The organism is Dellaglioa sp. BT-FLS60 (genome assembly GCF_054941065.1).
On the sequence record NZ_JBSOLI010000036.1, the window covers coordinates 159,804 to 182,678 of the forward strand.

The 22,875-nt window shown below is 35.0% G+C and carries 34 protein-coding genes; 6 read left to right on the top strand and 28 right to left on the bottom strand.

Annotated features, from left to right (window positions below):
- Positions 1-111 precede the first annotated feature (111 nt).
- From ACVQ8P_RS08010 to ACVQ8P_RS08110, 21 genes are all read right to left on the bottom strand, one after another.
- Positions 112-495: a DUF7448 domain-containing protein gene (locus ACVQ8P_RS08010; RefSeq protein WP_462298692.1), complete on the bottom strand. Its 384-nt coding sequence runs from the start codon at positions 493-495 to the stop codon at positions 112-114.
- Positions 488-709 carry a hypothetical protein gene (locus ACVQ8P_RS08015; RefSeq protein WP_462298693.1) on the bottom strand — a complete coding sequence of 74 codons (222 nt, stop codon included), beginning with the start codon at positions 707-709 and terminating at the stop codon, positions 488-490. The genes ACVQ8P_RS08010 and ACVQ8P_RS08015 overlap by 8 nt, the downstream gene beginning before the upstream one ends.
- 12 nt (positions 710-721) lie before the next feature.
- A complete protein-coding gene (locus tag ACVQ8P_RS08020; RefSeq protein WP_462298694.1) occupies positions 722-925 on the bottom strand; it encodes a hypothetical protein in 204 nt (67 codons plus the stop codon).
- The gene (locus tag ACVQ8P_RS08025) at positions 922-1,173 is read right to left on the bottom strand and encodes a hypothetical protein (RefSeq protein WP_462298695.1); all 252 of its coding nucleotides are present in this window, start codon (positions 1,171-1,173) and stop codon (positions 922-924) included. Before ACVQ8P_RS08025 ends, ACVQ8P_RS08020 begins: the two co-directional genes overlap by 4 nt.
- Before the next feature lie 2 nt (positions 1,174-1,175).
- The gene (locus tag ACVQ8P_RS08030; RefSeq protein WP_462298696.1) at positions 1,176-1,442 is read right to left on the bottom strand and encodes a hypothetical protein; all 267 of its coding nucleotides are present in this window, start codon (positions 1,440-1,442) and stop codon (positions 1,176-1,178) included.
- Entirely contained in the window at positions 1,432-1,698 is a 267-nt protein-coding gene (locus ACVQ8P_RS08035; protein WP_462298697.1) for a hypothetical protein, read from the bottom strand. The genes ACVQ8P_RS08030 and ACVQ8P_RS08035 overlap by 11 nt, the downstream gene beginning before the upstream one ends.
- Entirely contained in the window at positions 1,698-2,261 is a 564-nt protein-coding gene (locus tag ACVQ8P_RS08040; RefSeq protein ID WP_462298698.1) for a hypothetical protein, read from the bottom strand. Before ACVQ8P_RS08040 ends, ACVQ8P_RS08035 begins: the two co-directional genes overlap by 1 nt.
- Positions 2,261-2,719, bottom strand: coding sequence for a hypothetical protein (locus ACVQ8P_RS08045; RefSeq protein ID WP_462298699.1), 459 nt, complete (start codon positions 2,717-2,719; stop codon positions 2,261-2,263). The genes ACVQ8P_RS08040 and ACVQ8P_RS08045 overlap by 1 nt, the downstream gene beginning before the upstream one ends.
- Positions 2,719-3,144 (bottom strand): hypothetical protein, encoded by a 426-nt coding sequence (locus ACVQ8P_RS08050; protein WP_462298700.1) that lies wholly within the window; start codon positions 3,142-3,144, stop codon positions 2,719-2,721. The genes ACVQ8P_RS08045 and ACVQ8P_RS08050 overlap by 1 nt, the downstream gene beginning before the upstream one ends.
- Before the next feature lie 73 nt (positions 3,145-3,217).
- A complete protein-coding gene (locus ACVQ8P_RS08055) occupies positions 3,218-3,424 on the bottom strand; it encodes a hypothetical protein (protein ID WP_462298701.1) in 207 nt (68 codons plus the stop codon).
- A 9-nt stretch (positions 3,425-3,433) separates the two neighbouring features.
- Positions 3,434-3,739 (bottom strand): hypothetical protein, encoded by a 306-nt coding sequence (locus ACVQ8P_RS08060; protein WP_462298702.1) that lies wholly within the window; start codon positions 3,737-3,739, stop codon positions 3,434-3,436.
- Positions 3,711-4,160, bottom strand: a complete 450-nt coding sequence (locus ACVQ8P_RS08065) for a RusA family crossover junction endodeoxyribonuclease (protein ID WP_462298703.1) — start codon at positions 4,158-4,160, stop codon at positions 3,711-3,713. The genes ACVQ8P_RS08060 and ACVQ8P_RS08065 overlap by 29 nt, the downstream gene beginning before the upstream one ends.
- A complete protein-coding gene (locus ACVQ8P_RS08070; protein WP_462298704.1) occupies positions 4,157-5,074 on the bottom strand; it encodes a Lin1244/Lin1753 domain-containing protein in 918 nt (305 codons plus the stop codon). The genes ACVQ8P_RS08065 and ACVQ8P_RS08070 overlap by 4 nt, the downstream gene beginning before the upstream one ends.
- Positions 5,075-5,120: 46 nt before the next feature.
- Positions 5,121-5,624: a single-stranded DNA-binding protein gene (locus ACVQ8P_RS08075; RefSeq protein WP_462298705.1), complete on the bottom strand. Its 504-nt coding sequence runs from the start codon at positions 5,622-5,624 to the stop codon at positions 5,121-5,123.
- Complete coding sequence (locus ACVQ8P_RS08080; protein WP_462298707.1) at positions 5,625-6,302, bottom strand: ERF family protein; 678 nt, start codon at positions 6,300-6,302, stop codon at positions 5,625-5,627. It abuts the gene before it with no gap.
- A gap of 3 nt (positions 6,303-6,305) precedes the next feature.
- Positions 6,306-7,229, bottom strand: a complete 924-nt coding sequence (locus ACVQ8P_RS08085) for a DUF1351 domain-containing protein (RefSeq protein WP_462298708.1) — start codon at positions 7,227-7,229, stop codon at positions 6,306-6,308.
- Positions 7,230-7,231: 2 nt separating this feature from the next.
- A complete protein-coding gene (locus ACVQ8P_RS08090) occupies positions 7,232-7,375 on the bottom strand; it encodes a hypothetical protein (protein WP_462298709.1) in 144 nt (47 codons plus the stop codon).
- Positions 7,376-7,519: 144 nt separating this feature from the next.
- A complete protein-coding gene (locus ACVQ8P_RS08095; RefSeq protein WP_462298711.1) occupies positions 7,520-7,843 on the bottom strand; it encodes a DUF771 domain-containing protein in 324 nt (107 codons plus the stop codon).
- Positions 7,844-7,858: 15 nt separating this feature from the next.
- Positions 7,859-8,419, bottom strand: coding sequence for a hypothetical protein (locus ACVQ8P_RS08100; protein WP_462298712.1), 561 nt, complete (start codon positions 8,417-8,419; stop codon positions 7,859-7,861).
- Positions 8,420-8,470: 51 nt separating this feature from the next.
- Positions 8,471-8,632: a hypothetical protein gene (locus ACVQ8P_RS08105; protein WP_462298713.1), complete on the bottom strand. Its 162-nt coding sequence runs from the start codon at positions 8,630-8,632 to the stop codon at positions 8,471-8,473.
- Positions 8,633-8,820: 188 nt separating this feature from the next.
- Entirely contained in the window at positions 8,821-9,042 is a 222-nt protein-coding gene (locus tag ACVQ8P_RS08110) for a helix-turn-helix domain-containing protein (RefSeq protein ID WP_462298714.1), read from the bottom strand.
- Positions 9,043-9,203: 161 nt separating this feature from the next.
- Here ACVQ8P_RS08110 and ACVQ8P_RS08115 point away from each other — a divergent pair, with 161 nt between their 5' ends.
- The 6 genes from ACVQ8P_RS08115 to ACVQ8P_RS08140 all read left to right on the top strand — a co-directional run bounded on the left by ACVQ8P_RS08115 (position 9,204) and on the right by ACVQ8P_RS08140 (position 12,752).
- Positions 9,204-9,557: a helix-turn-helix domain-containing protein gene (locus ACVQ8P_RS08115; RefSeq protein ID WP_462298715.1), complete on the top strand. Its 354-nt coding sequence runs from the start codon at positions 9,204-9,206 to the stop codon at positions 9,555-9,557.
- A 6-nt stretch (positions 9,558-9,563) separates the two neighbouring features.
- Positions 9,564-9,956 (top strand): ImmA/IrrE family metallo-endopeptidase, encoded by a 393-nt coding sequence (locus ACVQ8P_RS08120; protein ID WP_462298716.1) that lies wholly within the window; start codon positions 9,564-9,566, stop codon positions 9,954-9,956.
- A gap of 30 nt (positions 9,957-9,986) precedes the next feature.
- Positions 9,987-10,937 (top strand): hypothetical protein, encoded by a 951-nt coding sequence (locus ACVQ8P_RS08125; protein WP_462298717.1) that lies wholly within the window; start codon positions 9,987-9,989, stop codon positions 10,935-10,937.
- Between the two features lie 31 nt (positions 10,938-10,968).
- Positions 10,969-11,154 (top strand): hypothetical protein, encoded by a 186-nt coding sequence (locus ACVQ8P_RS08130; RefSeq protein ID WP_462298718.1) that lies wholly within the window; start codon positions 10,969-10,971, stop codon positions 11,152-11,154.
- Between the two features lie 71 nt (positions 11,155-11,225).
- On the top strand, positions 11,226-11,552 hold the full coding sequence (locus tag ACVQ8P_RS08135) for a hypothetical protein (RefSeq protein ID WP_462298719.1): 327 nt from the start codon (positions 11,226-11,228) through the stop codon (positions 11,550-11,552).
- Between the two features lie 87 nt (positions 11,553-11,639).
- Positions 11,640-12,752, top strand: coding sequence for a site-specific integrase (locus ACVQ8P_RS08140; RefSeq protein WP_462298720.1), 1,113 nt, complete (start codon positions 11,640-11,642; stop codon positions 12,750-12,752).
- A 387-nt stretch (positions 12,753-13,139) separates the two neighbouring features.
- Here the strand turns inward: ACVQ8P_RS08140 and ACVQ8P_RS08145 are convergent, their stop codons facing one another.
- From ACVQ8P_RS08145 to ACVQ8P_RS08175, 7 genes are all read right to left on the bottom strand, one after another.
- Positions 13,140-14,567, bottom strand: a complete 1,428-nt coding sequence (locus tag ACVQ8P_RS08145) for a 6-phospho-beta-glucosidase (protein ID WP_462298835.1) — start codon at positions 14,565-14,567, stop codon at positions 13,140-13,142.
- Between the two features lie 5 nt (positions 14,568-14,572).
- Positions 14,573-16,543, bottom strand: coding sequence for a beta-glucoside-specific PTS transporter subunit IIABC (locus ACVQ8P_RS08150; protein ID WP_462298721.1), 1,971 nt, complete (start codon positions 16,541-16,543; stop codon positions 14,573-14,575).
- Between the two features lie 135 nt (positions 16,544-16,678).
- Positions 16,679-17,545: a PRD domain-containing protein gene (locus tag ACVQ8P_RS08155; RefSeq protein ID WP_462298722.1), complete on the bottom strand. Its 867-nt coding sequence runs from the start codon at positions 17,543-17,545 to the stop codon at positions 16,679-16,681.
- Positions 17,546-17,676: 131 nt separating this feature from the next.
- Positions 17,677-19,116 (bottom strand): glycoside hydrolase family 1 protein, encoded by a 1,440-nt coding sequence (locus ACVQ8P_RS08160; RefSeq protein ID WP_462298723.1) that lies wholly within the window; start codon positions 19,114-19,116, stop codon positions 17,677-17,679.
- Between the two features lie 13 nt (positions 19,117-19,129).
- Positions 19,130-20,287, bottom strand: coding sequence for a GNAT family N-acetyltransferase (locus ACVQ8P_RS08165; RefSeq protein WP_462298724.1), 1,158 nt, complete (start codon positions 20,285-20,287; stop codon positions 19,130-19,132).
- Between the two features lie 130 nt (positions 20,288-20,417).
- Positions 20,418-21,698 carry a DEAD/DEAH box helicase gene (locus ACVQ8P_RS08170; protein WP_462298725.1) on the bottom strand — a complete coding sequence of 427 codons (1,281 nt, stop codon included), beginning with the start codon at positions 21,696-21,698 and terminating at the stop codon, positions 20,418-20,420.
- 103 nt (positions 21,699-21,801) lie between these two features.
- On the bottom strand, positions 21,802-22,803 hold the full coding sequence (locus ACVQ8P_RS08175) for a Gfo/Idh/MocA family protein (RefSeq protein WP_462298726.1): 1,002 nt from the start codon (positions 22,801-22,803) through the stop codon (positions 21,802-21,804).
- Positions 22,804-22,875: the final 72 nt, after the last annotated feature.

The following is a 22,875-nucleotide window of genomic DNA, read 5'->3' on the forward strand; positions in this document are numbered from 1 at the left end:
AGCATAATTACTGAAATTATGCCAATGAATAAAAGACCTAAACAGCCTAACCACGCTAGACATCCTTCTATTACTGCTACGAATCCTTTAATCATTTAGTTTCTCCTATACTTATTGATCAACTATCACACATTGAATGTTCTTAACCTTCAAGGCACAAATACTATAGTAGTATCCACTGTTTCCATCATTTGCATGACACTCTGCCTTAGCGATTACATTTTGATTGTGATAAATTACAATATCAGCGAAAGATTCATTACCCCAATCACTTTCTACAGTTTTTTTCTCACCGATATTTACATCCGTGATTGTTGCATCTAACTCAACGCCTTTAAATATTCCACCGGCATCAGCACAACAATCTTGCTCAGAACAATATACTTCCATTGCGGTACCGTCTTCTAAAGTCAAAGTGTCTTCTGTCCATGATTTTATTTTTTTGTATAAAATCTGCTTTTTTATTTCGTCTAATTCAACATACTCTTCAAACATTAGTTAACTCCTCCTCTTTGTAACTGTCTAAATATTGATAATTACCAGCATTGATATATTTTTCAATTCTAAGATAGCCGCGATTTGTAACAGCTATCCATATTTTTGCGTCCCTTAGATAAACTAAGATTGATGGTCCATATTTACCATTTTTAACTATTAATTTACTTTTATCTTTTCCTACTGTGAATTCTCTATTAAATTCAATATTCATACGTCAGCACTCCTATTTCACTTCTTCAATCGATGCGATCTCAACGATGTTGCCCATATTGATAGCCTTGTGTCTAATGGTATTCCCAATCCATTTTCCTTCGCCTAAAGACTCAATCAAGCTCACAAATGTCTCATCAAGGTCGCCATTCGAATGCAGAATAAACGTTCTAACCTTGCTATTAACATCAAACATTTTAATTTTAAACTTCTTCATGTTGGCAATCCTCCACGTTCTTCTAAAGGCGTCGTAGCATACTCAATAACTAATTTTCCTAAGTTGTATCGTTCATCGAAGTCCATGTCTTTTAGGCTCACACCTAATAAATTAATCCTAAAGGCATAATCATGAATCAAAACTTTAGCTATTATTACACCATTTATATTGACATGGATGCCATCAGCAATGACACTATAACCTAATTCTTGAAAATTCAGTGATTCAATAAATTCACTTGTCTTCATAGTTAAACCTCTTCATAAGTTTCTCTGAATATGTCATCAGCTATCGCCCAATGCTCACCATTAACACCTGTGGCAATCCATGCACCTTTTCTAAAATATAACTCACCTTCTAAAGTGGTAATAACATACCAATCAGTCCCGTCAGATATATCCTTTTCTAATTTATATTTATTAATCATCTCTTGTGACCCGTCAAACTGTTCAGCTTTAACGGTTGCTATTTTCTTGTATGTTTTAATCATCGTAATCCCACTTTCTTTAGCGTTCATCAATAGGTGTCATAGTATATTTAAACAGTAAATCATATGCTTCATTTAATCTATCAACCCCTGTTACCTCATCATCCTCTATTACTAAATCTCTAGCGCTATAGTCAGTGTCAATAACGCCCAAATCAGGTAGCCATACCTGTGCAATTAGGTACATGGCACCTTCATGTTCATAGTCAATATCCAGGCAATTGTTATCTTCATCAACAGAAAAACCCAGTCTATAAAGTTTAGCCTTAAGCACTTCAGTTCTCATTATTCAACCTCCACTTCTTTAATGTTTACAGCATATTGTTCTAAATTCGAATCAAAACATTCATCAATAAATCTAATTTCTTCAAGTGAAAATCCACATTGTTCGTATTCTAAAGGCGACTCACTCCAACCAATAGAAGTTTCATCATTCATGTATAAATACTTTAAGCTATTACGAATATATTTCTTAACATAATATTTCTCGTCTTCATCTGAATCAACAGTATTACTTGTTTCAAGCTGTTTCATTCGTTTTTCTAAATCGTCAACCAGTTCAACTAACCCGTCTACGACTGATTCAAGTGGCTCATGGGTTAGTTTATCTATGGTTTGATTCTCTTTTCGTTTTGCCTTGAAGTATTTAACCATCGCGTGTCGTTCGTTCCATATGCTGGCATTATCGATATTATCGTTTCCCCATGAAACAAACATGTCTTCAAGTCGAATAGAAGCAACCTCCCAATCGCTATCAATATCAACCACAGTGATTACATACCCATGTATTTCATAATCTAATCTTGTTCTCGCTCTAATATACGACGTTATGGTTTCCATGTTATTCATCAGTCTTCCTCCGCTTCTTCCAGCATCCCTGAATAATCTTCATCATATTTAACTTCAAGCTGACGTACTTCTTCCATCGTGAAACTAGTCTGCCAATTACCAGTAAGCATATTTTTATCACCTATACAAATCGGTTTAACTGCCACTCTTCTTCTAACATTTAAATATCCTTGTTCGCCCATTTCAGGCACACGGTGGATATAATAGCGTTTCGGCTCTTCGCGTTGATCAATAGGTGTCATCATTAATTCAAATAATGCTACGGTAATTGCTACTCTCTTTTTATCATCTAGTTTGCGCATTGCATTGTAATCATTTTTAAACAAACCACCCTCAATAAATGTCGCTAGTTTTTCATGAGATTTCCATAAATACCACGTTTTATACAAAATATCATATTCCAATTTACACCCTTCTAATTCTGGTAACTCTCTAAACTGCTTATACGTCATTGTCATTAGTCTTCCACCTTTTCTAATTTTACTAGCCTGTCATGCATCGCTTCATTAGCTGATACCAACTTTTTTACTACAACTATAAGTGAGTTAACCGTATCTATTGTGCCAGCGTCATTGTCAAAGTGATCTACAAGTGAGTCTATATCTTCAAACATGTCTACAACATCTGGTGTAGATTCTGTACGTTCAACTAAAGGTGTCATGGCTAATTGAGTTAATGTATTGGCTAGGATAAATCCACCCTCTTTTAAATTTGGTGTTTCTATATAATTTAGATCTATGATGAATGGCTTAGCTGTACTAACTGAACCTACAACCTGTAACACCTGTCCTGTGTTAATACTAGTAAAATACTCACTATAATTATTTATTTCAACCTTGAAACCCGCTTCTTCTAATATTTTAGTTGCTTCTGTATATTTCATCTAATACTCCTCCAGTAAATATAAATTATTAATCCCACCGCTCCAATTAAGCAGCCTACTGCTTGAATGTACGTCATAGGACCGGTCCGCCTTTCATCTCAATATTAATTAGTCTAGTTAACTCATACTTTAGCTTGGTACATTCTTCATATGAGATACCTGATGTATTTACGACATGAATCAAGTCTCCAACCTCACTACGGACACCCGACTTAGTTGATTCCATTTTTACTTGATTAAACTCTGCTAATTTTTTTGTTTTTCGTTCTTGTTTGTTCATCTCAGCCTCCTATATGATCGTGTATCTGCCCTCTTCAATTGCTTCCACCCTTGGCTCCATCCATGGTCTTGATTTGTTTAAAATTCTGACCACATCAGCTTTTCTAATTTCTTTACGCATAAGCTTCCTAAGCGTGTTATATTGTATTTCCGTCAGTTTACAAATTTTATCCTCATCTACTATTAATTTATCCAGATTGGTAATCTCATAAATGGGCACCATAGCCTTTTTATCGGTATACGGAACATTCACGACGCTGCCGTATTTTGCTTCTACTTTCTTAATTTCAACAATTAGATTTTTCCATTTTGCCATCATTTTTATTCTCCGAATTAATTTCTATGATTCTGACTTCAATCCTTGGATTAACTGAATAATATTTCTTAGTTTCCGACTCAACAATTAGGTTGTCGTCTTCCCATACGATTCCCGTCAATGCGTCTTCTATGCCTTTTGCGTAATTTGTTGCATCTGGTTTTACTATCGGCAAAACTAACTTTCGCTCTCTTAAATCAATCTGCTTTTTACTAGTCCCTTTCTGGTTACGACGGTACACGTCAATTTCCACTCTAATTGGGTAGTTAATTAACTCATCGCGATACATTAAACGTGCTTTGCCAGCAGCCATGCGCTTATAGTTTTTACTTTCTTTTGGATCATAAGCTCTCTTGGTGCGACTATTAAATTTAGGTCTCTGTTGCGCTACTGGGTCACCCAAAATAATTAATTCAATCATTTACGAGCCTCTTCTGCTGTTTTATTAAATTCATCTAGCTGCTTTTGCAACGCAACTTTATCAACCGTGGTAGTTACTTCTGGTGGCACGTAATCGTCCTTGGCCCAATCAGGTAAAGTTTCTTTAGGAATAACTCTAGGCTTACTCTGATAACTTCTCTGTGAAGTCTCAACATCTTTAACCGTCAACAACTTTTTCTTTTCCCAATCTCTTAAGATGGCTTCTACATAGCTCCAGTTACGAGCATTTTTATCAACTGCTATTTTTAAAGCCTTGATAATTAGAGTCTCTGGTTCGCTAGATCCTACCTCTTTAAAGTCTTCAATCCACTTAGTTATCTTCTCAATCGTGAATGGTGCTAACGTTCCGAATCCACTTTGCTCGTAAAAGTCCATAACTTTCCGTAGCGAATCAACTTTTACTTCAGCGGTTGTTGTTTCGTTTAATTTAGTTTTATTTAATTTAGTTTTATTTAATTTAGTTTGTGTATTAATGTCTACATTAACTCCCGTTGTGGGATAGTTTATGTTTACATCATGTATACAATAATCCATTTTTGGCATATTTTGACGTCGTTTAGTTGCTTCAAGGTAAGTCTCCTGAATATCAAGACTGCTTAGTACGCCCGACGAATTATAGAGGTCTTCGTTAAAGAATTCCCACGTAATCAATCTTTGTACTATTGCCTCTAATAATTCAGGACTTACTCCAGGTAGACGTTTGCTGAGTTTCATTTTAAACAGGTCATTCCATACAACGAAATATCCATTTTTGTATATCGCGCATAATAGTTTGATGACTGTTAGTTCACCCTTCAATCCGAACTCACCTGATATAGCTTCTATACGTTCATCTTCAAACGTATCAACGTCAAAAGGGAAATAATCTAATCCCAGTTTGGCGGGTCTAGCCATAAATACCTCCTTGTAGTTGAGCCTATTTCACTAGTAAAACGATCTCCTAAAATGGGATGTCGTCATCTGTAATTTCAATTGTTCCAGAATCTGCTCTTGCATTTAATCCATTCCCGCCGCCTAATTTAGTTTGCTCCACGTTGGTTGCAAATGGGTCTTCTGGTCGTTTTTGGCTCGGAGATACGTTGTTATTTGTCGTATTTTGATTATTATTTTGACTGTTATTTTCACTATTTGTTCGTAAAAAAGTAATATTTTCAACTACTAAATCTGCGGTGTAAACTCTATTTCCTTGATTATTTTCATAGCTTCCAGTTTCTAATCTGCCACTAAATGCAACTTGATTTCCTTTTTTAAAACGATTCGCAATTAATTCAGCTGTTTTTCCGAAAGATTTAATATTGATAAAATCAGTTTCGTATTCTCCTGTTGATTTATTTTTAAAGTTTCTACCAACCGCTACTGATCCACGCAGAAGCGCTATTCCATTTTGGCTGTATGTTAATTCAGGGTCTCTCGTCATATTTCCGATTATGTTCATATTATTCATTTATTTTTCCGCCTTTTTCATATTTTCTAGCGATAGTGTCATTCCGCTTATTTTTTCATCAGCTTCATTTGTGTTCAACTTCTCAATATCAGTTATCTTGAATGCTTCAAAAACCGCTTTGATTGAGATGTTTTTAACACTATCTATCTGTTTTGCTTTATCAAAAATCGTCTTTTTTTGTGATTCTGTTATTTTAGAAATTGGTTTTTGCGTTGGTTTTGGTGCTGTTTTATTTTGATTTTTTCTTGAGTTTGTTTGCGTAGTTCTTTTCTGTGTCACGTTGCTAGCTTCGTTTCCGTCATCGTCAGCTTCAGACGTTATTCCGAATATCGTACTTAATGCGTATCTTTTTGCGTAAGTAATTGCGCTGCCTAGTCCCTGTGCGTCTTTTTTGGCACTCGGTATTTCAAGCGATTCTAGTTCCATATACTGTCCTGATTCATGAAATAATGTCGTTTTAATAATCACGCTTTGTCCAAGTGCTCCAGTTTTAGCTTCCTGAATGAAAGATAGTCCAGTTCCTTCCATTCCTTTGTCGATAGTTGCGATAACACCTTCTAATGTCACATATCCGTTCTTTAAATATGGATTTTCTGCGTCTTTTTTAGGTTGAACCAATTGAGTTCTAAACTTTGCCATGTTTTTTGAAATGTTGTTAAATTCTTCTGATGTTTTCATTTTTTATCTCCTAACTGATACTCGTTCACTTGAATTAACAACTTCGATTGTTTGTGTACTGATATAGTGCGCAATATTATTTATTTCATCCCTGGTGCCTTGTAGCGTGAACGTTACTTGTTCAAGCATTGGACGTTCAGGGATTATCTCGCCTGTTTCAATGTTTACCTTGGTATCATTAACTGTTTTAACTTTTAGCGCTTCTATCGCCTTTTCTGACTCTTCTCGCTTACGTTGATTTTCTTTTTCTAGTTCCTCTGCTGCTTGTTTTCTCTTAACCGATTCTGTCATCTTATTCATGACATCTGGTACTAATGACCCATACTCAATTTGTTCAATCCAACCAGCTGGTTCAAGATTTAAAGTAGCTGCGAATTGTTTAATCGTTTCACTATCTTTTTTAATTTGGTCTTTCTCTTTAAATATCTGTTCGACTGTAAAAGCAATTTCTTTGGTTCGTTGAAGTTTACTTTTTGACTTATTCAGCCAAGAACTTTGTATCTCAACTATTTCAGCAGGGATGCCATATGAAAGTGCGGTCTCATTAATTATTTCTTGAACTTCATCACGACGTTTCTCACGTTCTACTTCTTCTAATTCTTTCAAACCTTTATCGATTGGATCAATAACATTATTGATTACGGCATTAATATCTTTTATTTTTTGTTCAAATTCAGCAAGCGGCTTATTATATTCACGTTTGATTTCTTTACGCTTATCGTCCATTGCTTTAACGACTTTTTTCATTTCTACACGAATCTTTTTAACATCTTTTTCAGTTTCTGGAGAAACAACAATATCGGCATATCTACTAGCGTATAAGTTCGCTATCTTAATTAACTTTTCTTCGTTATCTATCGTAATTTTTGAAGTTTCAAAATTAACATTAAATTGTAAGTCTTCGGTGCTAACTAATTCGTTTGCCATTGTTATTTACCACCTTTTCGTGTACCATTAACTAATAAAGTATTTTCCAAAATAAGTTTCTTTAACTGTTTACGAGTAGGATCGTAAGCAGTTTTTTTATGCGCTTTTTTTCTGAGCATCCCTGCGAGTTGTGAAGTGAATTTCATTATGTTTCTCCTTTCCGAATAATAATTCCTTATTAAACTTTTCAATTTTCTTGCTGTTATAAATACCGAAAACAATCATTCCTGCGTTTACAGCTCCGAAAATAAAGCTCGGTAAATCTACGCTTGCCATCATGTCTATTCCTCCTATTTCTTTATCGTTTCCATGATCCGTTTAAAATTAACTCTGATAAATTTAATAAACTTAGATGATTCAATTTTGTATTTACCACCGTTATATGGGTAATAAACACAACCACCGTGGTCAACATCAAGACCTTGTTTAAAGCTCTGCAATATCATGGTTAATTCTTTTTTTGAGAACCCTGTGACTTCAATGGCCTTTTTTAAATCCCACATAATTTGTTTATCAGCTTCTAAACGGTCATGCTCTTCTCTACTGATTAACTCAAAGCCATCAGGTATAGTCATCATCGCTGGTATCATTTCGGACTCCATATTAAGATTCATATTTACATCTCCTTCCTACGCCGTTATTCCTTCCATCTTCCATTTAACATTTCGCTCATTTAAACTTTGCTGCATTGATAGATGATGTTCTTCAGATACAAACGCTATAAAGTTAGTTAGGTACAAAACAACGTCCCATGATTCATTAATCGCCTTCATTGGATCGATTAAATCTTGCTTGGTTAATTCATCAACTGGGATAGTTAACTCGTCTAAGCTCTCTTTAATTGCGTCTATTGATTGCTTTAATTCAGGCATCGCTTTAATTGCCATGGCTAAAGATTCTTTCATTACCTTGTTACCGTTAATAATTGGAACGCTCACGCCGATTAACCTATTAGCGATGTCCATTGCCAAGAACTGATTATCTGGCATTTTTTCTAATATTGATTGCACTGAATCAAACTGTAATTCTGTTTTGCCATGTGCCATCTTCGAGATATTACTTTGTGAATATCCCATCTCGTGACCTAATTGCGTTGATGACATTCTGTTAATCTTCATCGTTCTAGGCAACGTATTCATAATGTTCACACCGTTATGAATGACTATCTTGGTTATATGGTTCTGGTTCATTTTATTCACATCCCATTATTTTTTATGCTTAGTGGCTTCGTTATAATTAACTTATGCCAAAGCGATTAGATCATTAACTTGTTCTTCAACATATTTAGTTTCAATATCTAAAATGTTGTTTAAAGTCTCAACGCTCATACGTTCTAGCATTGGTCGGTTCTCTTCTTCAAATCTTGGCATGGTTAAGATTGCTGCGATTAGTTTTTCTTTCATGTTTGTCACCTCCTTTCATTTTTATATGAAAAAATTAGTAATATAGATTAAGGGACTCATCTAAATAAATCCTAGTTTTGCCAAAACGAATACAGTCACTACTGATGTAAGTAAACTAAGTACTGCTCCGACCAAATGCCATATAGTTTCATCCTTCATATTGTTACCTCCTTTAAATTTTTTGTATGCTATGCGTTTTTCGATACTTCAAAGATAAAAATTTTTTTCAAAGTAATACCTAACACGTTAGCCAAGACCGGTAATTCTTCAGACTTAAAACTATATTCTCCAGTTTCTCTTCTATAATATTTAGCTTTATCTTTGAAGCCCATTAAATCAGCCATTTTTTGAAAAGAATACCCTTTCGCTTCTCTCTTAGATTTAATTAATTCTAAATTTACTTGATACATACTCATTCACCTCCGTATCGATTTTCGCAACTCCATATCTACATATTACGTTACTAAAATCGATACGTCAACAAAAAAGTAACTTTATTCGCAACTTTTAATAACTTTATTCGCAACAATGTTATTATTAGTTGCGTAATAAGCAACTGAAAGGAGCCGCTATGTCTGATAAAACAACTATTGAGCGAATCATTAATCTTCGTGAAAAAAATAACTGGAGTCAAGTAGAATTAGGTAGAAAGATTGGAATTGAAAAATCTACTATGAATAAAATAGAAAATGGTACTCGGAACATTTCGACAGAAGAACTAAGCAAAATAGCAACGTGTTTTAACGTCTCAACTGATTACCTACTTGGAAGAGTTGATGGACCACATGATGATTTGTTAGTCGCTGCTCATATGGATGACAATTTAACGGAACAACAAATAGAAGAAATCAATAAATTTATTGAATTTCAAAAGCAGGAATACATCAAAGATAGGGATAAAAAAAATCAACAAAAAAAGGACTAGTTATGTATGAATGAAATCGAAAAGATTATGTCTAGCTACCCTAACCTGTCATTAAAATACGTTGAAATGCCTACTGGTATTCGTGGATTGATTGTCGGAGACCGCATTCTACTTGATTGTAAATTATCAAGTGAAGAGAAATTACAGTGGTTATACGAAGAACTTGGTCATTATGAAACAACCGTCGGCAACATAACAACTACTGATTCGATGAACAATAAAAAACAGGAACGAAAAGCTAGAGTTTGGGGCATGAAGAATCATGTGCCAGAGATTGCTCTTCAAACATTCGCTAACAAACATGTTAACGATTTTGAGGTTGCCGATGATTTAGGAGTAAACGTCGAATACTTGCGTGAGGTTGGGGAAACTTACGGATTTAACGCAAAAAGTAATTAAAACTAACACAAACTTTGGAGGAATAAATTTATGGACTCGTTCTTTGTGCTACTATTATTAATTTCATTAGGCTTTATCATTTATTACGTTATTAAAAGGTTCCGAACAAAAAAGAAAAATCCAGAAATATACGCCAAAATCAAAAACCGCGTTTGGATCGCGGCAATCATATTTATTGTTTCATTTATAGGAGTAACAATAACTGGAAAAGTCGACCCAAGCGTTGCTCAACATCATGCAGAAAGTGTTAAAAAAAGTTCGTCAAAAAAAGAATCTGAATCAAAAGCTAACGTTGAATCTAAGAAAAAAGCTAAAGCTGAGTCCGAATCAAAGAAAAAAGCCGAATCTGAATCTAAGAAAAAGGCTAAAAGTGAATCTAAGAAAAAAATCGAAGCTAAAACTAAAGAAGAGTCAAAAGCAAAACATGAAGCTAAGCTGAAAAGTGATGCTAAAGAAAAAGCAAAAATAAAAGCTGAATCTAAGAAAAAAGCCGAATCTGAATCCAAAATAAAAGCTAAAAACGAAGCTAAGAAAAAAGCTGAATCTGAAGCAAAAGCTAAAAATGAATCTAAGAAAAAAGCTGAATCCAAAGCAAAAGCTAAAAATGAATCTAAGAAAAATACTGAATCCAAAACTAAACATAAAAGTAAAAAGAAACACAAATCAGTTAACAAATATCAAAAAATGGCTAATAAAGGATTCAAAGAAAACTTTGATAGAGACTACTGGCCATATGCGATATCTATAACTGTCGATGCAAAAACGAAGAATACTGAACTACACTGTACAGCAGACTTACTTAGTGCGAACAAAAGTGAATTATCAAGATACTGGGGACTGTTAAAAGCATCATGTAGTGAATTTTCAATTGATAAAGATGGTATGCCTGACTTCCCTTACATGGAAATAATAGCTGGTGATAGAGTGGTTGCTCGTTCTGAAGTGTTAAATTACAAAGCTATGAAATGGGTCAAACATTAAATTCATTAATAAAAACTTTGAAGGAGTAATTATGACATTATCAGATGTGTTTAAATCAACTGAATTCAAAAACAAAATTAGCGAACTTGAAAAAGAAAATGCCCTACTAAAGGTACAAACAAATATCAAACTTTCCATTAAAGAACAATCAAACTTCGAGTTAGATCAACAACTTACCGATTTAAACATTGAAATTAATAAAAAAATGAACAATTAGCCGTTACTACTAATAAGATTTTAGAAAACGTTACTAAATATCAAGCAACTGAAACTAAATATAATAATTTAGTGGAAAAATACGAAAAATTAGATGGTTCTTACAAACGATTAAATACCGTAAATAAAATGATGGATCACAAAAATGATGTTGCTTATGCTAACGAAGTGAAAGAAAAAAAATATGCATCTAGCGCTCCTCATTGCCCTAAATGTAAATCTACTGATATTCAAGTTTTAGATAATAAGAAAAAAGCATTCTCGCTTGGTAAAGCAGTTGGCGGTGCTATACTAACGCCTGGTAGTATTGGTGCTATTGCTGGATTTGCAGGAAAACCTGGAAATAAATATCAAGCACTCTGCATGCATTGTGGAAAATCTTTTGATATTAAACTATAAATTTATATAGATAAGATTGCCCTACTCAGGGCTTTTATTTTACGAACAAAAAGAACGTACGTTTTCTTTTTAAAGGAGGTGTCTATAATGGCTCAAATATTTAAGCGAAATAACCTATGGACCTACCGTGTATGGATGGATTCTAAACACAGTAAATCTAAAGGTGGATTCAAGCGAAGAAAAGACGCACAAGACGCTGCGTTAGAATTAGAGTTGAAGAAAAAAGATGGTACGTTGTCAGAACTATCCGATATCTCATTCGCCGAATATTTTAAAACGTGGGCTGAAACGTATAAAATTGGTCGACTACACCAAACTACAGAGTCTAAATATAGATCAGCTATCAGATTAGTTGAAAATACTTTTGGAGATAAAAAACTAAAGAGTATAAAAACATATGACTATCAACGCCTACTCGATGCATACGCACTAACACATGCCAAAGCCAGCACCAGTCATCTTAATAACTATTTTAAGAATGCTGTTCGTTACGCTATGAATGATGGCATCGTTACACGTGATTTTACATTTGGTGCTTTAATAAGTGGGAAAGAATCCAAAGATAATAGCCTTAAATTTATTGAATATGATGAAGCTGAAAAACTTAAGAAGCTATGTATTGATACCGGCTCATTCTTGACGATTACACGTCTTGAGATACTTTTCGGACTATTAACTGGCTGTCGTTATGGAGAAGTAACTGGCTTAACTTGGGACTGTGTGGACCTAGTCAAACGAACTGTTCAAATTGATAAAGCGTATGATTATATACACAGAACTGGATTTAAAAAAACTAAAACTACTTCATCTGTCCGCACTATTTCAATTAATGATACTTTGATAACTATGTTAAAAAATCTAAAAGCAGACCAAGAAAATGAATTTTTAAAACAAAATTTTAACAATAAATTCAACTTTGTATTTATCACAAAGCGTCATGAAATACCAAGCGATAATGCTGTGAACAAGGTGCTTAGAAATCTCCTTTCAGAAATTAATGCTAAAAACAAAATCACTTTTCATGGTCTACGTCATACTCACGCTTCAATGTTAATAGCTCAAGATGTTTCTATTAATTATATTTCTGAACGTCTAGGACATGCCAATATAAGTGTAACGTATAACATCTACACTCATTTACTTAAAACTAGTCGTGAACAAGAAAATAACAAGGCTATGGACGTACTAAATAAGCTTTAAAAATAGGTGTGGTTTTTGTGTGGTTAATCCATAAAAATGTGGTCACTATGTGGTTAAATATTCAGTACTTATCTATCGGTTTATTACTCTACTTTTTAAATAATTACTTTTATACCAATGCTTTCTATTTTTTTATAATTTGGTTGTTAATCGGTCATCATATGGTCAATACGTCGATCAGGGACATAACAACGTAAGCCACAACTCTCTTAAACGATAGTTGTGGCTTATTTTTATTTCAGTATCAACCCTTTTAAGTTCTCACTAAAACTCACATATCATTTAATACTATACAATTATTTTCCCCTAACAGCTGTGAAAATCACCACACCATTGAACAAAAAAAGATTAAATGCTTTTCTATCACATTTAATCTTTTCATTTAATTTATAATTCGGCACCATTTGTCTCAATGACATTTTGATACCAATAGAACGAATCTTTTCTTAAACGTTTTAACGTTCCATTACCATTATTATCACGATCAACATAAACATAGCCATAACGTTTGGCCATTTCACCAGATCCGGCACTAATTAAATCAATGCATCCCCATGAAGTATAGCCTAGACAAGGAACTCCATCCGCAATGGCTTCCCCCATTGCTTGAATGTTTTCATTGAGATAAGAAATACGATAATCATCATGAATTTTATCTCCATCTTCCACAACATCTTTTGCACCCAATCCATTTTCAACAACAAATAAAGGTTTTTGATAGCGATCATAAACTTGATTCATCGTCGTTCTCAACCCAAGCCCATCTGTTTGCCATCCCCATTCACTCGTTTTTAAGTAAGGATTTTTTAGACTTTCAAAGACATTAGCTGCCGTCTTATCAGTCATCTCAGGATCAGCACTAGCCAAACGTGATGAATAGTAACTAAACGAAATGAAATCAACCGTATTCTCAAGCAACTCTTTTTCATCAGTTTCAGCCATTTTAATTTTCACGCCTAACTCTTTAAATAATCTTGCTGAATAACTTGGATAGTAGCCACGTGATTGCACATCAATAAAGAAATAACCTTCGCGATCTTTTGTCATCGCTTCGAAAACATCTTTTGGATTGGGCGTATTGGGATAAGTAACTCCAGCCGCTAACATACAGCCAATTTTAAAATCAGGATTGATTTGGTGAGCTAACTTTGTTGCAAGTGCCGAAGCAACTAATTGATGATGTGCTGCTTGATATTTAATTTGATCAGGGTTATCAACACCTTCGAGATCCAACCCACCACCCAATAGTGGAATATGCAAAATCATATTTATTTCGTTAAACGTTAACCAATACTTAACTTTATTTTTGTAACGCATGAATAAGACACGTGAAAAAGTTAAATAATTATCAATCATTCGGCGGTCAGCCCAACCATTCATTTTTTTCAACATACCTAGTGGCGTATCAAAATGATTGATTGTAACCAACGGCTCCATTCCTAATTCATTACAAAAATCTATCACCTTATCATAAAATTGTAACCCTTTTTCATTTGGTTCTTTTTCATCACCTTGTGGAAAAATACGTGGCCAACTTATCGATAATCTAAATGTCTTAAATCCCATTTCTGCCATCAATCGTAAATCTTCTTCATAATGATGATAAAAATCAACTGATTCATGACTAGGGTAGAACGCTTCTTTCATTTTCATAGCTTCTTTTACATTAAATAAATAATCCCAGCGACCATGATGTGCATCTGGTAAGATATCAACTAATGATAATCCTTTACCATCAACATCATACGCACCTTCAATTTGATTGGCAGCCGTGGCACCACCCCATAAAAAATTATCTGGAAAATTTGATTTCATCATTATTATTTACCTCCTATAGTAACTTCTAAGTCCAATAAGTCATCACCAACAATTACATCTGATTGTTCTTTAGCAAGATCACTAATTTCTTTGTATCTTGGTGTATTTGTCACAATAATTGGCGTAATAATTTCATACCCAGCCTTTTTAATAGCTTCAATATCAAATTTCAGTAGCAAATCACCTTTTTTAACAACTTTATCCATTTCAGTTTGAATTTCAAAAAATTTACCTTCCAATTCAACAGTATCCATTCCGATATGCATCAATATTTCAGCACCGCTAGCCGTCTTCATACCAATTGCATGTCCCGTTGGGAAAACTAATGATATTTTTCCATCAGCCGGTGCGTATAATTGCCCAATTTCAGGTAAAATTGCGATACCTTTACCCATTGCGCCGGAATTAAAAACAGGATCTTTAACCTCTGACAATGGTAAAACTTGCCCTTTAAGTGGACTAACAAGAACCTCTTCTTTAACTGCCTCTGATTGAACAGGTGCTACTTTTGTAGTTGTCGTTGTTGCTTCAGCAGCGACTGGGACTTCTTGATCTGCTTTTGTTAACCCAAACATCAATGTTAAAACATATGCCAATACGAACGAAACAACCATCGCAATCATAACAGCGTAGAATGACATATCGATACCCGTTTTAGGATTCAAATAACTTGGAATTGAGAAAATTCCTAATCCACCCATCATGTAGCTTTTTGTTCCAAATACACCTAGAATCATCCCGCCAATAGCGGCTGAAATACAGGTAATGATAAATGGTTTTTTACGAGGTAACGTAATCCCATAAATTGCTGGTTCTGTTACACCAAAAATTCCTGAAATAAACGAAGAATAGCCAAGACCCTTTAATTTTTTATTTTTTGTTTTAATTGTAATAGCTAAAACTGACCCAATTTGCGCAAATGTTGTTCCAAGCATAAGTGCAAGAATGGGATCTGAACCTTTTGTCGATATATTAAGAATTGCAAGTGGGATAAGTCCCCAATGTAACCCAAAAATAACAAGTACCTGCCACAAACCACCAAGTACTGCTCCAGCGGCAATTGGACTGAATGAATAGACAACTGAAAATCCTGTAGCCACAAGATCACTAGCCCAAGTTGATAAAGGACCGATGAATAAGAATGTCACAGGAACGACAACAAGAGCTGTCAACATTGGTACTAAGAATGTTCGTACCACTTCCGGAACGACCTTTTTGAAAAATGGTTCTACTTTCGATGCAAACCAAATTGACACAATGATTGGAACGACAGATGATGCATAACTCATCATAATAACTGGAATGCCCAAGAATGTCATATAAATAGGTGATTCAAAAATTGTACCTGAGAATAGCGTGTAGAGTACTTTACCACCTGAGGCAGCCAGTGTTGCTGGTACCTGCGCCACAATAGTTGGGTAAACTAACGTCGCCCCAATGACCATCGCTAATAATGGATTAACGTGAAATTTCTTACTTGCGCTATAAGCCAATATAACTGGGAAGAAGTAGAAGAAAGAGTCACCTAAAGCATTTAAAATAATATAGGTTCCTGAAGTTGTTGCAATCCAATTAAATGCAACAAATAACGCTACGAATCCTTTAATCATACCTGTTGCAGCTAAAACCCCTAAAGTTGGTGCGAAGATTCCTGAAATCATATCAATAAATGCATCAAGTGGTTTCATTTTTTCGCCATCATTATCTGGTACAATCCCGTCTCCGTCAAGGCCACTACCTTTAATGAGTTCGTCATAAACTTCTGGCACTTGATTCCCTACAACTACTTGGTATTGTCCACCACTTTTAACAACCGTCACTACGCCATCCATATCTTTTAAAACGTCTGTGTTGGCCTTACCTTCATCTTTTAATTTAAATCTTAAACGTGTTGTACAATGAACGACACTATTAACGTTAGCTTCTCCACCCACGTTTTTTAAAATGTCTTTAGCTAATTTATCGTAACTCATCACAATCACTCCTTTTATTTTTTATAAATGAAAACCCAGTTATCCATTCCAACTCAAAAAAAATTGAGTTCAAAATGGATAACTGGGTTTATGCTTGCTTATAAATGGCAATAACACACCTTATTATCAATTTATTTAATTATCTTCTTGCCTGTGGGTGACTCGCCAAATATGTAGTACTAAATATACTTGCTCATCAGCTTGTAAATCCCAATTGGCACGTTCTCTAATATAATGCACAATTTTTTCCACTGTTTCGTAAACTTGTGGATAACGACTAATCATCATTGCAAGTAACTCAGGATCAAGTTCCGCACGATCAATCTCAGTATTATTAAAATGTCTAATGAATAAATAACGCAAATGTGACACAAATCGACTATAATTAAATGTTTTTTCATCGAGAATAATACCAGTATCTAATTGAATAATATTAATAATTCCTGAAATAAGTTCAGACATTTTCATTGAATCTTGAACAGCATGCCCACCTTCTTTGACGTTAATCAAATGATAGGTTAGCAAAATAAGTTCGTTTTTTTGAACCGTAACATTAAATTCTGATTCAATCTCACGAATACCAACCTCGGCTGCGTGAAATTCAACTGGAAATAACTTTTTAATTTCCCAATGAACTGAACGATCATTTAAAAACATTTCTTCACTATTCTTCTTTAATGAATATTGCAAATGATCCACCAAAACTAAAAATTGAACATCATCAAATTTAGCTTCAATTAATGGTTCAATCACTTTAACGAGAGCGGTAGCAATATCTAAAATTTGTGCATCAAATCCTGATATGAGTTTCATTGTATCTGAATCTTCTTCGGCCTTGAACCGACGGTCAATACGGTCTTCATCGATGCTATCTCCGGAATGATAACCGAATCCAATACCATTACCAATAACGACCCACTCAACGTTATCGGATGATTCAACTAAAGCTGCATTATTATTAAAATTTTTAACAAACTTCACATCAAACCGACCCCTTTCCATAAAAAAAGACCCATAAATACAGACATTTACACATCTCTATCAATAGGTCATGCCTGATCGAATCAGTAACACTCATTTCACTTACTAGTGTACCACCCCATGTAAGCGCAATCAATAATTATTTAGATTTTTTACAGGTTACTGCCATTTTCTTTAATAATCTTTTGATACCAGTAGAACGAGTCTTTCTTATAACGTTTTAATTCTTTGGCACTGTCTTCGTCACGGTCAACATAGACAAAGCCATAACGTTTTTGATACCCATTAGACCAACTCAATAAATCAGTAAAACTCCAAGTTGTATAGCCTATTACTTTGACACCATCTGTAATCGCTTCTTGAATAGCTTTAATATGTTCATTGATAAAGTAAATGCGGTAATCATCATGAATGATATTGCCTTCTTCTAATTTATCATATGCACCAAGACCATTCTCAGTAATTAAAACGGGTAAGTCATAGCGACTATCAATTCGTCTTAACGCAATTCTTAAACCTTCAGGATCAATATTCCAATCCCAATCAGTTTGTTTTAAGAACTCATTATTAGTGGTCTTGAACATCCCTGGCACACCACTTTCAGAACTAGTTCCTTTTTTACCTGTATTATTTTCAGCAGCAAGTCCCACACCACCTACTAATGGGTTAGCAGCAATTGTTTGCGTCTGATAATAATTAAGTCCCATAAAATCAGGTTTTCCTGCAATTAAAAGGGCTTGATCTTCATCCGTCACAACAGGGGCTGTTCCACGCTCAGTTAGCCATTTGAAAATCATCTTTGGATAACGTCCGTAAACATAAACATCCATCCAAAAATGAGCAGCATAGTCTTCATAGTTAGTCGCTGCAACTTGATTTTTAGGATCTCCATTAACAGCATAACCCGGGCTATAAGCAAAACTTGGTCCAATACCACCTTGATAATGACCATCATGGAATGCCTTAATTGCTGAAGCATTGGCTAAATTAGCAATGTGATTTGCAGCATACATCCGTTTTTCATCATTAACTGCAGGTGGATGACTTTCCATTTGGTAACCATGAGAAATAAACACATTTTGTTCATTCAATGAGACCCAATATTTAACACGGTCACCAAAAGCATCAAAACAAGCCTTAGCATAGTTAGTAAAATCAGTAATAATTTCACGAGATTCCCAACCACCATATTCATCTTGCAATGCTTGAGGCAAATCCCAATGGTAAAGTGTGACAACTGGTTCAATGCCATTAGCAACTAATTCGTCAATTAAACGATTGTAAAAATCAATTCCTTTTTGATTTACTTGCCCTTTACCTTCAGGATAAATCCGTGTCCAAGCGATTGAAAAACGATAAGCTTTCAATCCTTGTTCTTTCATTAACGCAACGTCTTCTTTATAACGATGATAATGATCAACTGCAACATCACCATTTGTTCCTTTAAATGTTTTCCCAGGAATTCGGACAAATTTATCCCAAACTGAAAGACCTTTACCGTCTTCTCTATAAGCACCTTCGATTTGATAAGCTGCTGAAGAAGCACCCCATAAAAAATCGGTTGGGAACTGACTCATTTTTTCATATTCCATCTTATTTCTCTCCTTAAAAGTAATCACTTAATATTGGTTGTTCTTTAATTAATGCGCGATCAAATGCCATAATATCACCAGACACGAAACCAAATTTTTCCATTTGTTTGAGTGTTCGATAGCCCATCATACTTCGGGTTAAATTTTGAATATCAATTGATAGTGTTGGTGCTCGATCCCTAACTTTTTCAACTGAGGTCTGCCCAGCTACTCGGCTAACTTGCCATTGCCCATCATTGGCAGCAATATTCGTATCTTTGACTTGAATCACAACTGCTTCAAAGTCGTGTTGATAAGGGTAACGCGTAAGAAAATCAGCTACATTTACAATTCGTGCCATCATATAAGGCTTTGTTTTAATTTCAACTTGAGGGTTTGCTAACAGATCTGGGAATGGCTGTCCAATTGGACTTGCATAACTAAACCATTCGTATGCAGACTGATGTTTAATCACAAAATTCTGTAATTGAAGCCAGCTCTCACTGGTTTGATAGACCCACTCCACAATTTTAAATTCATCAGCTTCTCTTTGATAAACCAGGTAGCCTTGTGCCTCATCTGCTTCGTTATAGTAGATGGCCGTCTCCCAGCCAGGATGTTTCTCGGCTGAATACGTTAGCCACCAGTCGGCTCTTTCGATACCACCTTGTTGTGACAATTGATTATTCTGATACAAAGTCTTCAATTCATCTTTTACTTCCGAATAACGTCGCCTTTCAATATGCCCAATTGGGTTCACTTTTAATCGAGGTAGCGACTTCGCATTCATCCGATAGATGGTCTGATCAAATGTCGCTTCATAACCAAATTTACGATAAAACGGATATGAAAACGGTGCTAAATATGATAAGGTCATTCCGTCAGCATACATGTCATTCAAGGCCAAATTCATTAGCTGTCCAATACTACCCTGACCAGCAAATTCTGGATAACTTGCAACATAACCGATTCCACCCATTTTAAAGTGAGTTCCATGAAAATGTGTCATGAACGGTGTATTAATCACACCACTAACAACTCGACCTGCCTCAACTGAGCCCCAATTTACTGAATGCTCATACAATTTTCGAAAAAATTGTTTTCTTTGAGGCGTTACCTTTTTGTTAAACGCATAAATCGATAAATCAAAGTAATCTTCAAAATGAGTCTCGTCTAACCGAACGTTTGCCATAGACACATTCAACTCCCTTATCTATATAGATTAACCTCTTTAAATATAGCACGATTACCGCTGCATTGCAATCGCTTACAGAGTTCCTTAATAAAAAAATCACCCAATAATAATTGGATGATTGCTATGATTAATCGAAATGTTCTGCTTTAGGTTTACGTCTTTTACCTTTATTTTTTTGATTTCTTAAACGAACTTTACGATGTGGTTTCTTGATAGGTTCATCAGATTGTTTTTGCCCATCACCCGTTTTAGCTTTTGCTTCAACTTGCTTAGGTTTCTTGACTTTAGGTTCAGCCACACGTTCTGGTCGTTCCGTCACAATTGCGCCATCATATAAGTAACCTTTTTCAATCTCAAATGGTGTATTTTTCAAATCTTGTTTTAATGTACGTAAATCGTGTTCATTCCCAAGGTTAATCACCATTCCCTCGGCACCCATACGTCCAGTACGGCCCACACGATGAATATACGAAGTTGTATCTTTAGGCATATCATAGTTCACAACTGCTGGTAACATTGGAATATCTAAACCTCGAGCAGCAACATCTGTTGTTAATAGTAATTTAATCTCATGCTTGTGGAGTTGCGATAAGGCATTAGCGCGATTGACTTGGCGTTGTTCACTATCCAAAACAGCAACTGGTACATGGTCATATTTTAATTTTTGAGCCATGTCTTGTAACGACGATAATTGATTGAAGAAAACTAATGCGTAGAAGTCTTCAACATTGGCTAAGCGGCGCAAGGTTGATTGGCGTTTACGTGTTGGCGTTTCAATAGAATAATGATGAACAACACCTTGTGTTTGATCAATATCCCGGACATCGTAAGTGACAACATCGACACCAAACCATTTTTTCAAATCATCTAAAATAGCTGTTTCCGTTGCCGAAAAGAAACTTAATTGGATACCTGCAGGCGCTTGGCTAATCAAGTCACGACAAGTTGTCAGGGTTTCATCCGTCAATAAATCGTCTGCTTCATCAATCACAACAGATTTAACTTTGTGTAATTTAATTTTTTTATCTTCAGCCAAATTCATTAAACGACCTGGTGTTCCAACAATAATCTCAGGCTTTTTCTTCAAATTCTCAATTTGGCGTTTCATATTTGCGCCACCAATGATTGCTTGAACTTTTAAATCAAGTTCCTTAGCCCAAGGACGAATAACGCCAGCTAATTGCATTGCTAACTCTTGTGATGGTGCAATAATGAGTAATTGAATCCCGTCTTTTGGTATTAATCTTTCAAGCAATGGTAAACTGAATGCTAACGTTTTACCTGAACCAGTTGGCGCTAATCCAAGGACATTTTCACCGGATTTTAATGGTTCATAGACCGCTTCTTGAATAGGTGACTGTGTTTCAAAACCTTGTTCTTTAAAATATGCATCAAATTTTGGATTCATTTTAGTCTCTTTCTTTTAACTTCATAGGATTAGTTTTAATAGTTAAGTATAGCATATAAAAAATAAGCTTCCATTGATTCGCGAAAACTTATCTCAGTCATGCTTATTTATCATCAGCTGGAAATTTAATTCCAGCGCTTTGCCTTAAATCAAACAAGACTTTGTTAACCGTCACACTAAGTTCTTGCCATTTTTTGTAATTGGCTTGATTGATTTCATCATTCGGTTGGTTAATCACTTGCGCAAAATCAATAACTTCAGCCAACATCGGATTTTTAGCGGGAAATTGGCTCAGCATTTCTTCTTTGTCAGAACCGTCTCGATAAGTGACTTCGTTTAATTCAGCAGCATTATCCATCACAATTGTTTCTTTTAGACCATAAATTTCGCTTGTTAAATATGAATTAGCGGTTTTGCCAATGTTCAATGTCACACTGAAATCTTTGTAAGTTAAAATTGCAACACCTTTACCATCAACACCAGTTGGTAGTAGCGTTGGCTTATATTGTACCTCAAGTGGTGTACCAAACCAAGAAACAGCATCATAAACTACGTAGACACCTAGATCTTGTAAGGCCCCACCCGAGAATTTTGGTGAGAAAATATTAGGTTCTTCACCAGCCAAAATGGCATCATAGCGTGACGAGTATTTCATATAAGTTAAGGTTGCCCCCTGAATAGTTGCCATATCAGCTACCTTTTGTTCAATTATTTTGAAATTAGCTTGATGAATTTGACGAGCTGCTTCGAATAATTGACTTTCAGGATGAGCCTCTAAAACGGCTTGAATTTCACTCATTTCTGTCGGGTTCGATACCATTGGCTTTTCGGCAATGACTTTTTTCCCTGCTTCAATAGCTAATTTTATTTGTTCAAAATGTAAACTATTGGGCGATGCAATATAAACGGCTTCAAATGTATCTGATGCAAAAAATTCTGTCATATTATCGTAAAAATTGCTTGCTCCATATTTTTTACCAAACTCTTTGGCTTTTGCTTCTGACCTTGAATAGACACTAATCAATTTAAATTCTTTTGATTCATGCGCTGCGTCAACAAATTGACCAGTAATCCAGTTAGTTCCAATGATACCTAATTTAATCATATTTACAGCCTCCGTTTTATTATTAAATTCATTGTACCAATAATTGAACCGTTTTCATAACAATCCTTTTAT

What these genes read in the sequence shown, in the direction of transcription:
- ACVQ8P_RS08165 (WP_462298724.1), bottom strand. Translation starts at nt 20,287, where the DNA reads ATGGCAAACGTTCGGTTAGACGAGACTCATTTTGAAGATTACTTTGAT.
- ACVQ8P_RS08065 (WP_462298703.1), bottom strand. Translation starts at nt 4,160, where the DNA reads ATGATTGAATTAATTATTTTGGGTGACCCAGTAGCGCAACAGAGACCT.
- ACVQ8P_RS08090 (WP_462298709.1), bottom strand. Translation starts at nt 7,375, where the DNA reads ATGAAATTCACTTCACAACTCGCAGGGATGCTCAGAAAAAAAGCGCAT.
- ACVQ8P_RS08060 (WP_462298702.1), bottom strand. Translation starts at nt 3,739, where the DNA reads ATGGCAAAATGGAAAAATCTAATTGTTGAAATTAAGAAAGTAGAAGCA.
- ACVQ8P_RS08030 (WP_462298696.1), bottom strand. Translation starts at nt 1,442, where the DNA reads ATGAACGCTAAAGAAAGTGGGATTACGATGATTAAAACATACAAGAAA.
- ACVQ8P_RS08125 (WP_462298717.1), top strand. Translation starts at nt 9,987, where the DNA reads ATGGACTCGTTCTTTGTGCTACTATTATTAATTTCATTAGGCTTTATC.
- ACVQ8P_RS08175 (WP_462298726.1), bottom strand. Translation starts at nt 22,803, where the DNA reads ATGATTAAATTAGGTATCATTGGAACTAACTGGATTACTGGTCAATTT.
- ACVQ8P_RS08155 (WP_462298722.1), bottom strand. Translation starts at nt 17,545, where the DNA reads ATGGAAAGGGGTCGGTTTGATGTGAAGTTTGTTAAAAATTTTAATAAT.
- ACVQ8P_RS08025 (WP_462298695.1), bottom strand. Translation starts at nt 1,173, where the DNA reads ATGAAGACAAGTGAATTTATTGAATCACTGAATTTTCAAGAATTAGGT.
- ACVQ8P_RS08140 (WP_462298720.1), top strand. Translation starts at nt 11,640, where the DNA reads ATGGCTCAAATATTTAAGCGAAATAACCTATGGACCTACCGTGTATGG.
- ACVQ8P_RS08015 (WP_462298693.1), bottom strand. Translation starts at nt 709, where the DNA reads ATGAATATTGAATTTAATAGAGAATTCACAGTAGGAAAAGATAAAAGT.
- ACVQ8P_RS08080 (WP_462298707.1), bottom strand. Translation starts at nt 6,302, where the DNA reads ATGAAAACATCAGAAGAATTTAACAACATTTCAAAAAACATGGCAAAG.
- ACVQ8P_RS08035 (WP_462298697.1), bottom strand. Translation starts at nt 1,698, where the DNA reads ATGAGAACTGAAGTGCTTAAGGCTAAACTTTATAGACTGGGTTTTTCT.
- ACVQ8P_RS08150 (WP_462298721.1), bottom strand. Translation starts at nt 16,543, where the DNA reads ATGAGTTACGATAAATTAGCTAAAGACATTTTAAAAAACGTGGGTGGA.
- ACVQ8P_RS08095 (WP_462298711.1), bottom strand. Translation starts at nt 7,843, where the DNA reads ATGAATCTTAATATGGAGTCCGAAATGATACCAGCGATGATGACTATA.
- ACVQ8P_RS08160 (WP_462298723.1), bottom strand. Translation starts at nt 19,116, where the DNA reads ATGGAATATGAAAAAATGAGTCAGTTCCCAACCGATTTTTTATGGGGT.
- ACVQ8P_RS08120 (WP_462298716.1), top strand. Translation starts at nt 9,564, where the DNA reads ATGAATGAAATCGAAAAGATTATGTCTAGCTACCCTAACCTGTCATTA.
- ACVQ8P_RS08145 (WP_462298835.1), bottom strand. Translation starts at nt 14,567, where the DNA reads ATGAAATCAAATTTTCCAGATAATTTTTTATGGGGTGGTGCCACGGCT.
- ACVQ8P_RS08100 (WP_462298712.1), bottom strand. Translation starts at nt 8,419, where the DNA reads ATGAACCAGAACCATATAACCAAGATAGTCATTCATAACGGTGTGAAC.
- ACVQ8P_RS08110 (WP_462298714.1), bottom strand. Translation starts at nt 9,042, where the DNA reads ATGTATCAAGTAAATTTAGAATTAATTAAATCTAAGAGAGAAGCGAAA.
- ACVQ8P_RS08105 (WP_462298713.1), bottom strand. Translation starts at nt 8,632, where the DNA reads ATGAAAGAAAAACTAATCGCAGCAATCTTAACCATGCCAAGATTTGAA.
- ACVQ8P_RS08010 (WP_462298692.1), bottom strand. Translation starts at nt 495, where the DNA reads ATGTTTGAAGAGTATGTTGAATTAGACGAAATAAAAAAGCAGATTTTA.
- ACVQ8P_RS08045 (WP_462298699.1), bottom strand. Translation starts at nt 2,719, where the DNA reads ATGACAATGACGTATAAGCAGTTTAGAGAGTTACCAGAATTAGAAGGG.
- ACVQ8P_RS08130 (WP_462298718.1), top strand. Translation starts at nt 10,969, where the DNA reads ATGACATTATCAGATGTGTTTAAATCAACTGAATTCAAAAACAAAATT.
- ACVQ8P_RS08050 (WP_462298700.1), bottom strand. Translation starts at nt 3,144, where the DNA reads ATGAAATATACAGAAGCAACTAAAATATTAGAAGAAGCGGGTTTCAAG.
- ACVQ8P_RS08115 (WP_462298715.1), top strand. Translation starts at nt 9,204, where the DNA reads ATGTCTGATAAAACAACTATTGAGCGAATCATTAATCTTCGTGAAAAA.
- ACVQ8P_RS08170 (WP_462298725.1), bottom strand. Translation starts at nt 21,698, where the DNA reads ATGAATCCAAAATTTGATGCATATTTTAAAGAACAAGGTTTTGAAACA.
- ACVQ8P_RS08070 (WP_462298704.1), bottom strand. Translation starts at nt 5,074, where the DNA reads ATGGCTAGACCCGCCAAACTGGGATTAGATTATTTCCCTTTTGACGTT.
- ACVQ8P_RS08075 (WP_462298705.1), bottom strand. Translation starts at nt 5,624, where the DNA reads ATGAATAATATGAACATAATCGGAAATATGACGAGAGACCCTGAATTA.
- ACVQ8P_RS08040 (WP_462298698.1), bottom strand. Translation starts at nt 2,261, where the DNA reads ATGAATAACATGGAAACCATAACGTCGTATATTAGAGCGAGAACAAGA.
- ACVQ8P_RS08055 (WP_462298701.1), bottom strand. Translation starts at nt 3,424, where the DNA reads ATGAACAAACAAGAACGAAAAACAAAAAAATTAGCAGAGTTTAATCAA.
- ACVQ8P_RS08020 (WP_462298694.1), bottom strand. Translation starts at nt 925, where the DNA reads ATGAAGAAGTTTAAAATTAAAATGTTTGATGTTAATAGCAAGGTTAGA.
- ACVQ8P_RS08085 (WP_462298708.1), bottom strand. Translation starts at nt 7,229, where the DNA reads ATGGCAAACGAATTAGTTAGCACCGAAGACTTACAATTTAATGTTAAT.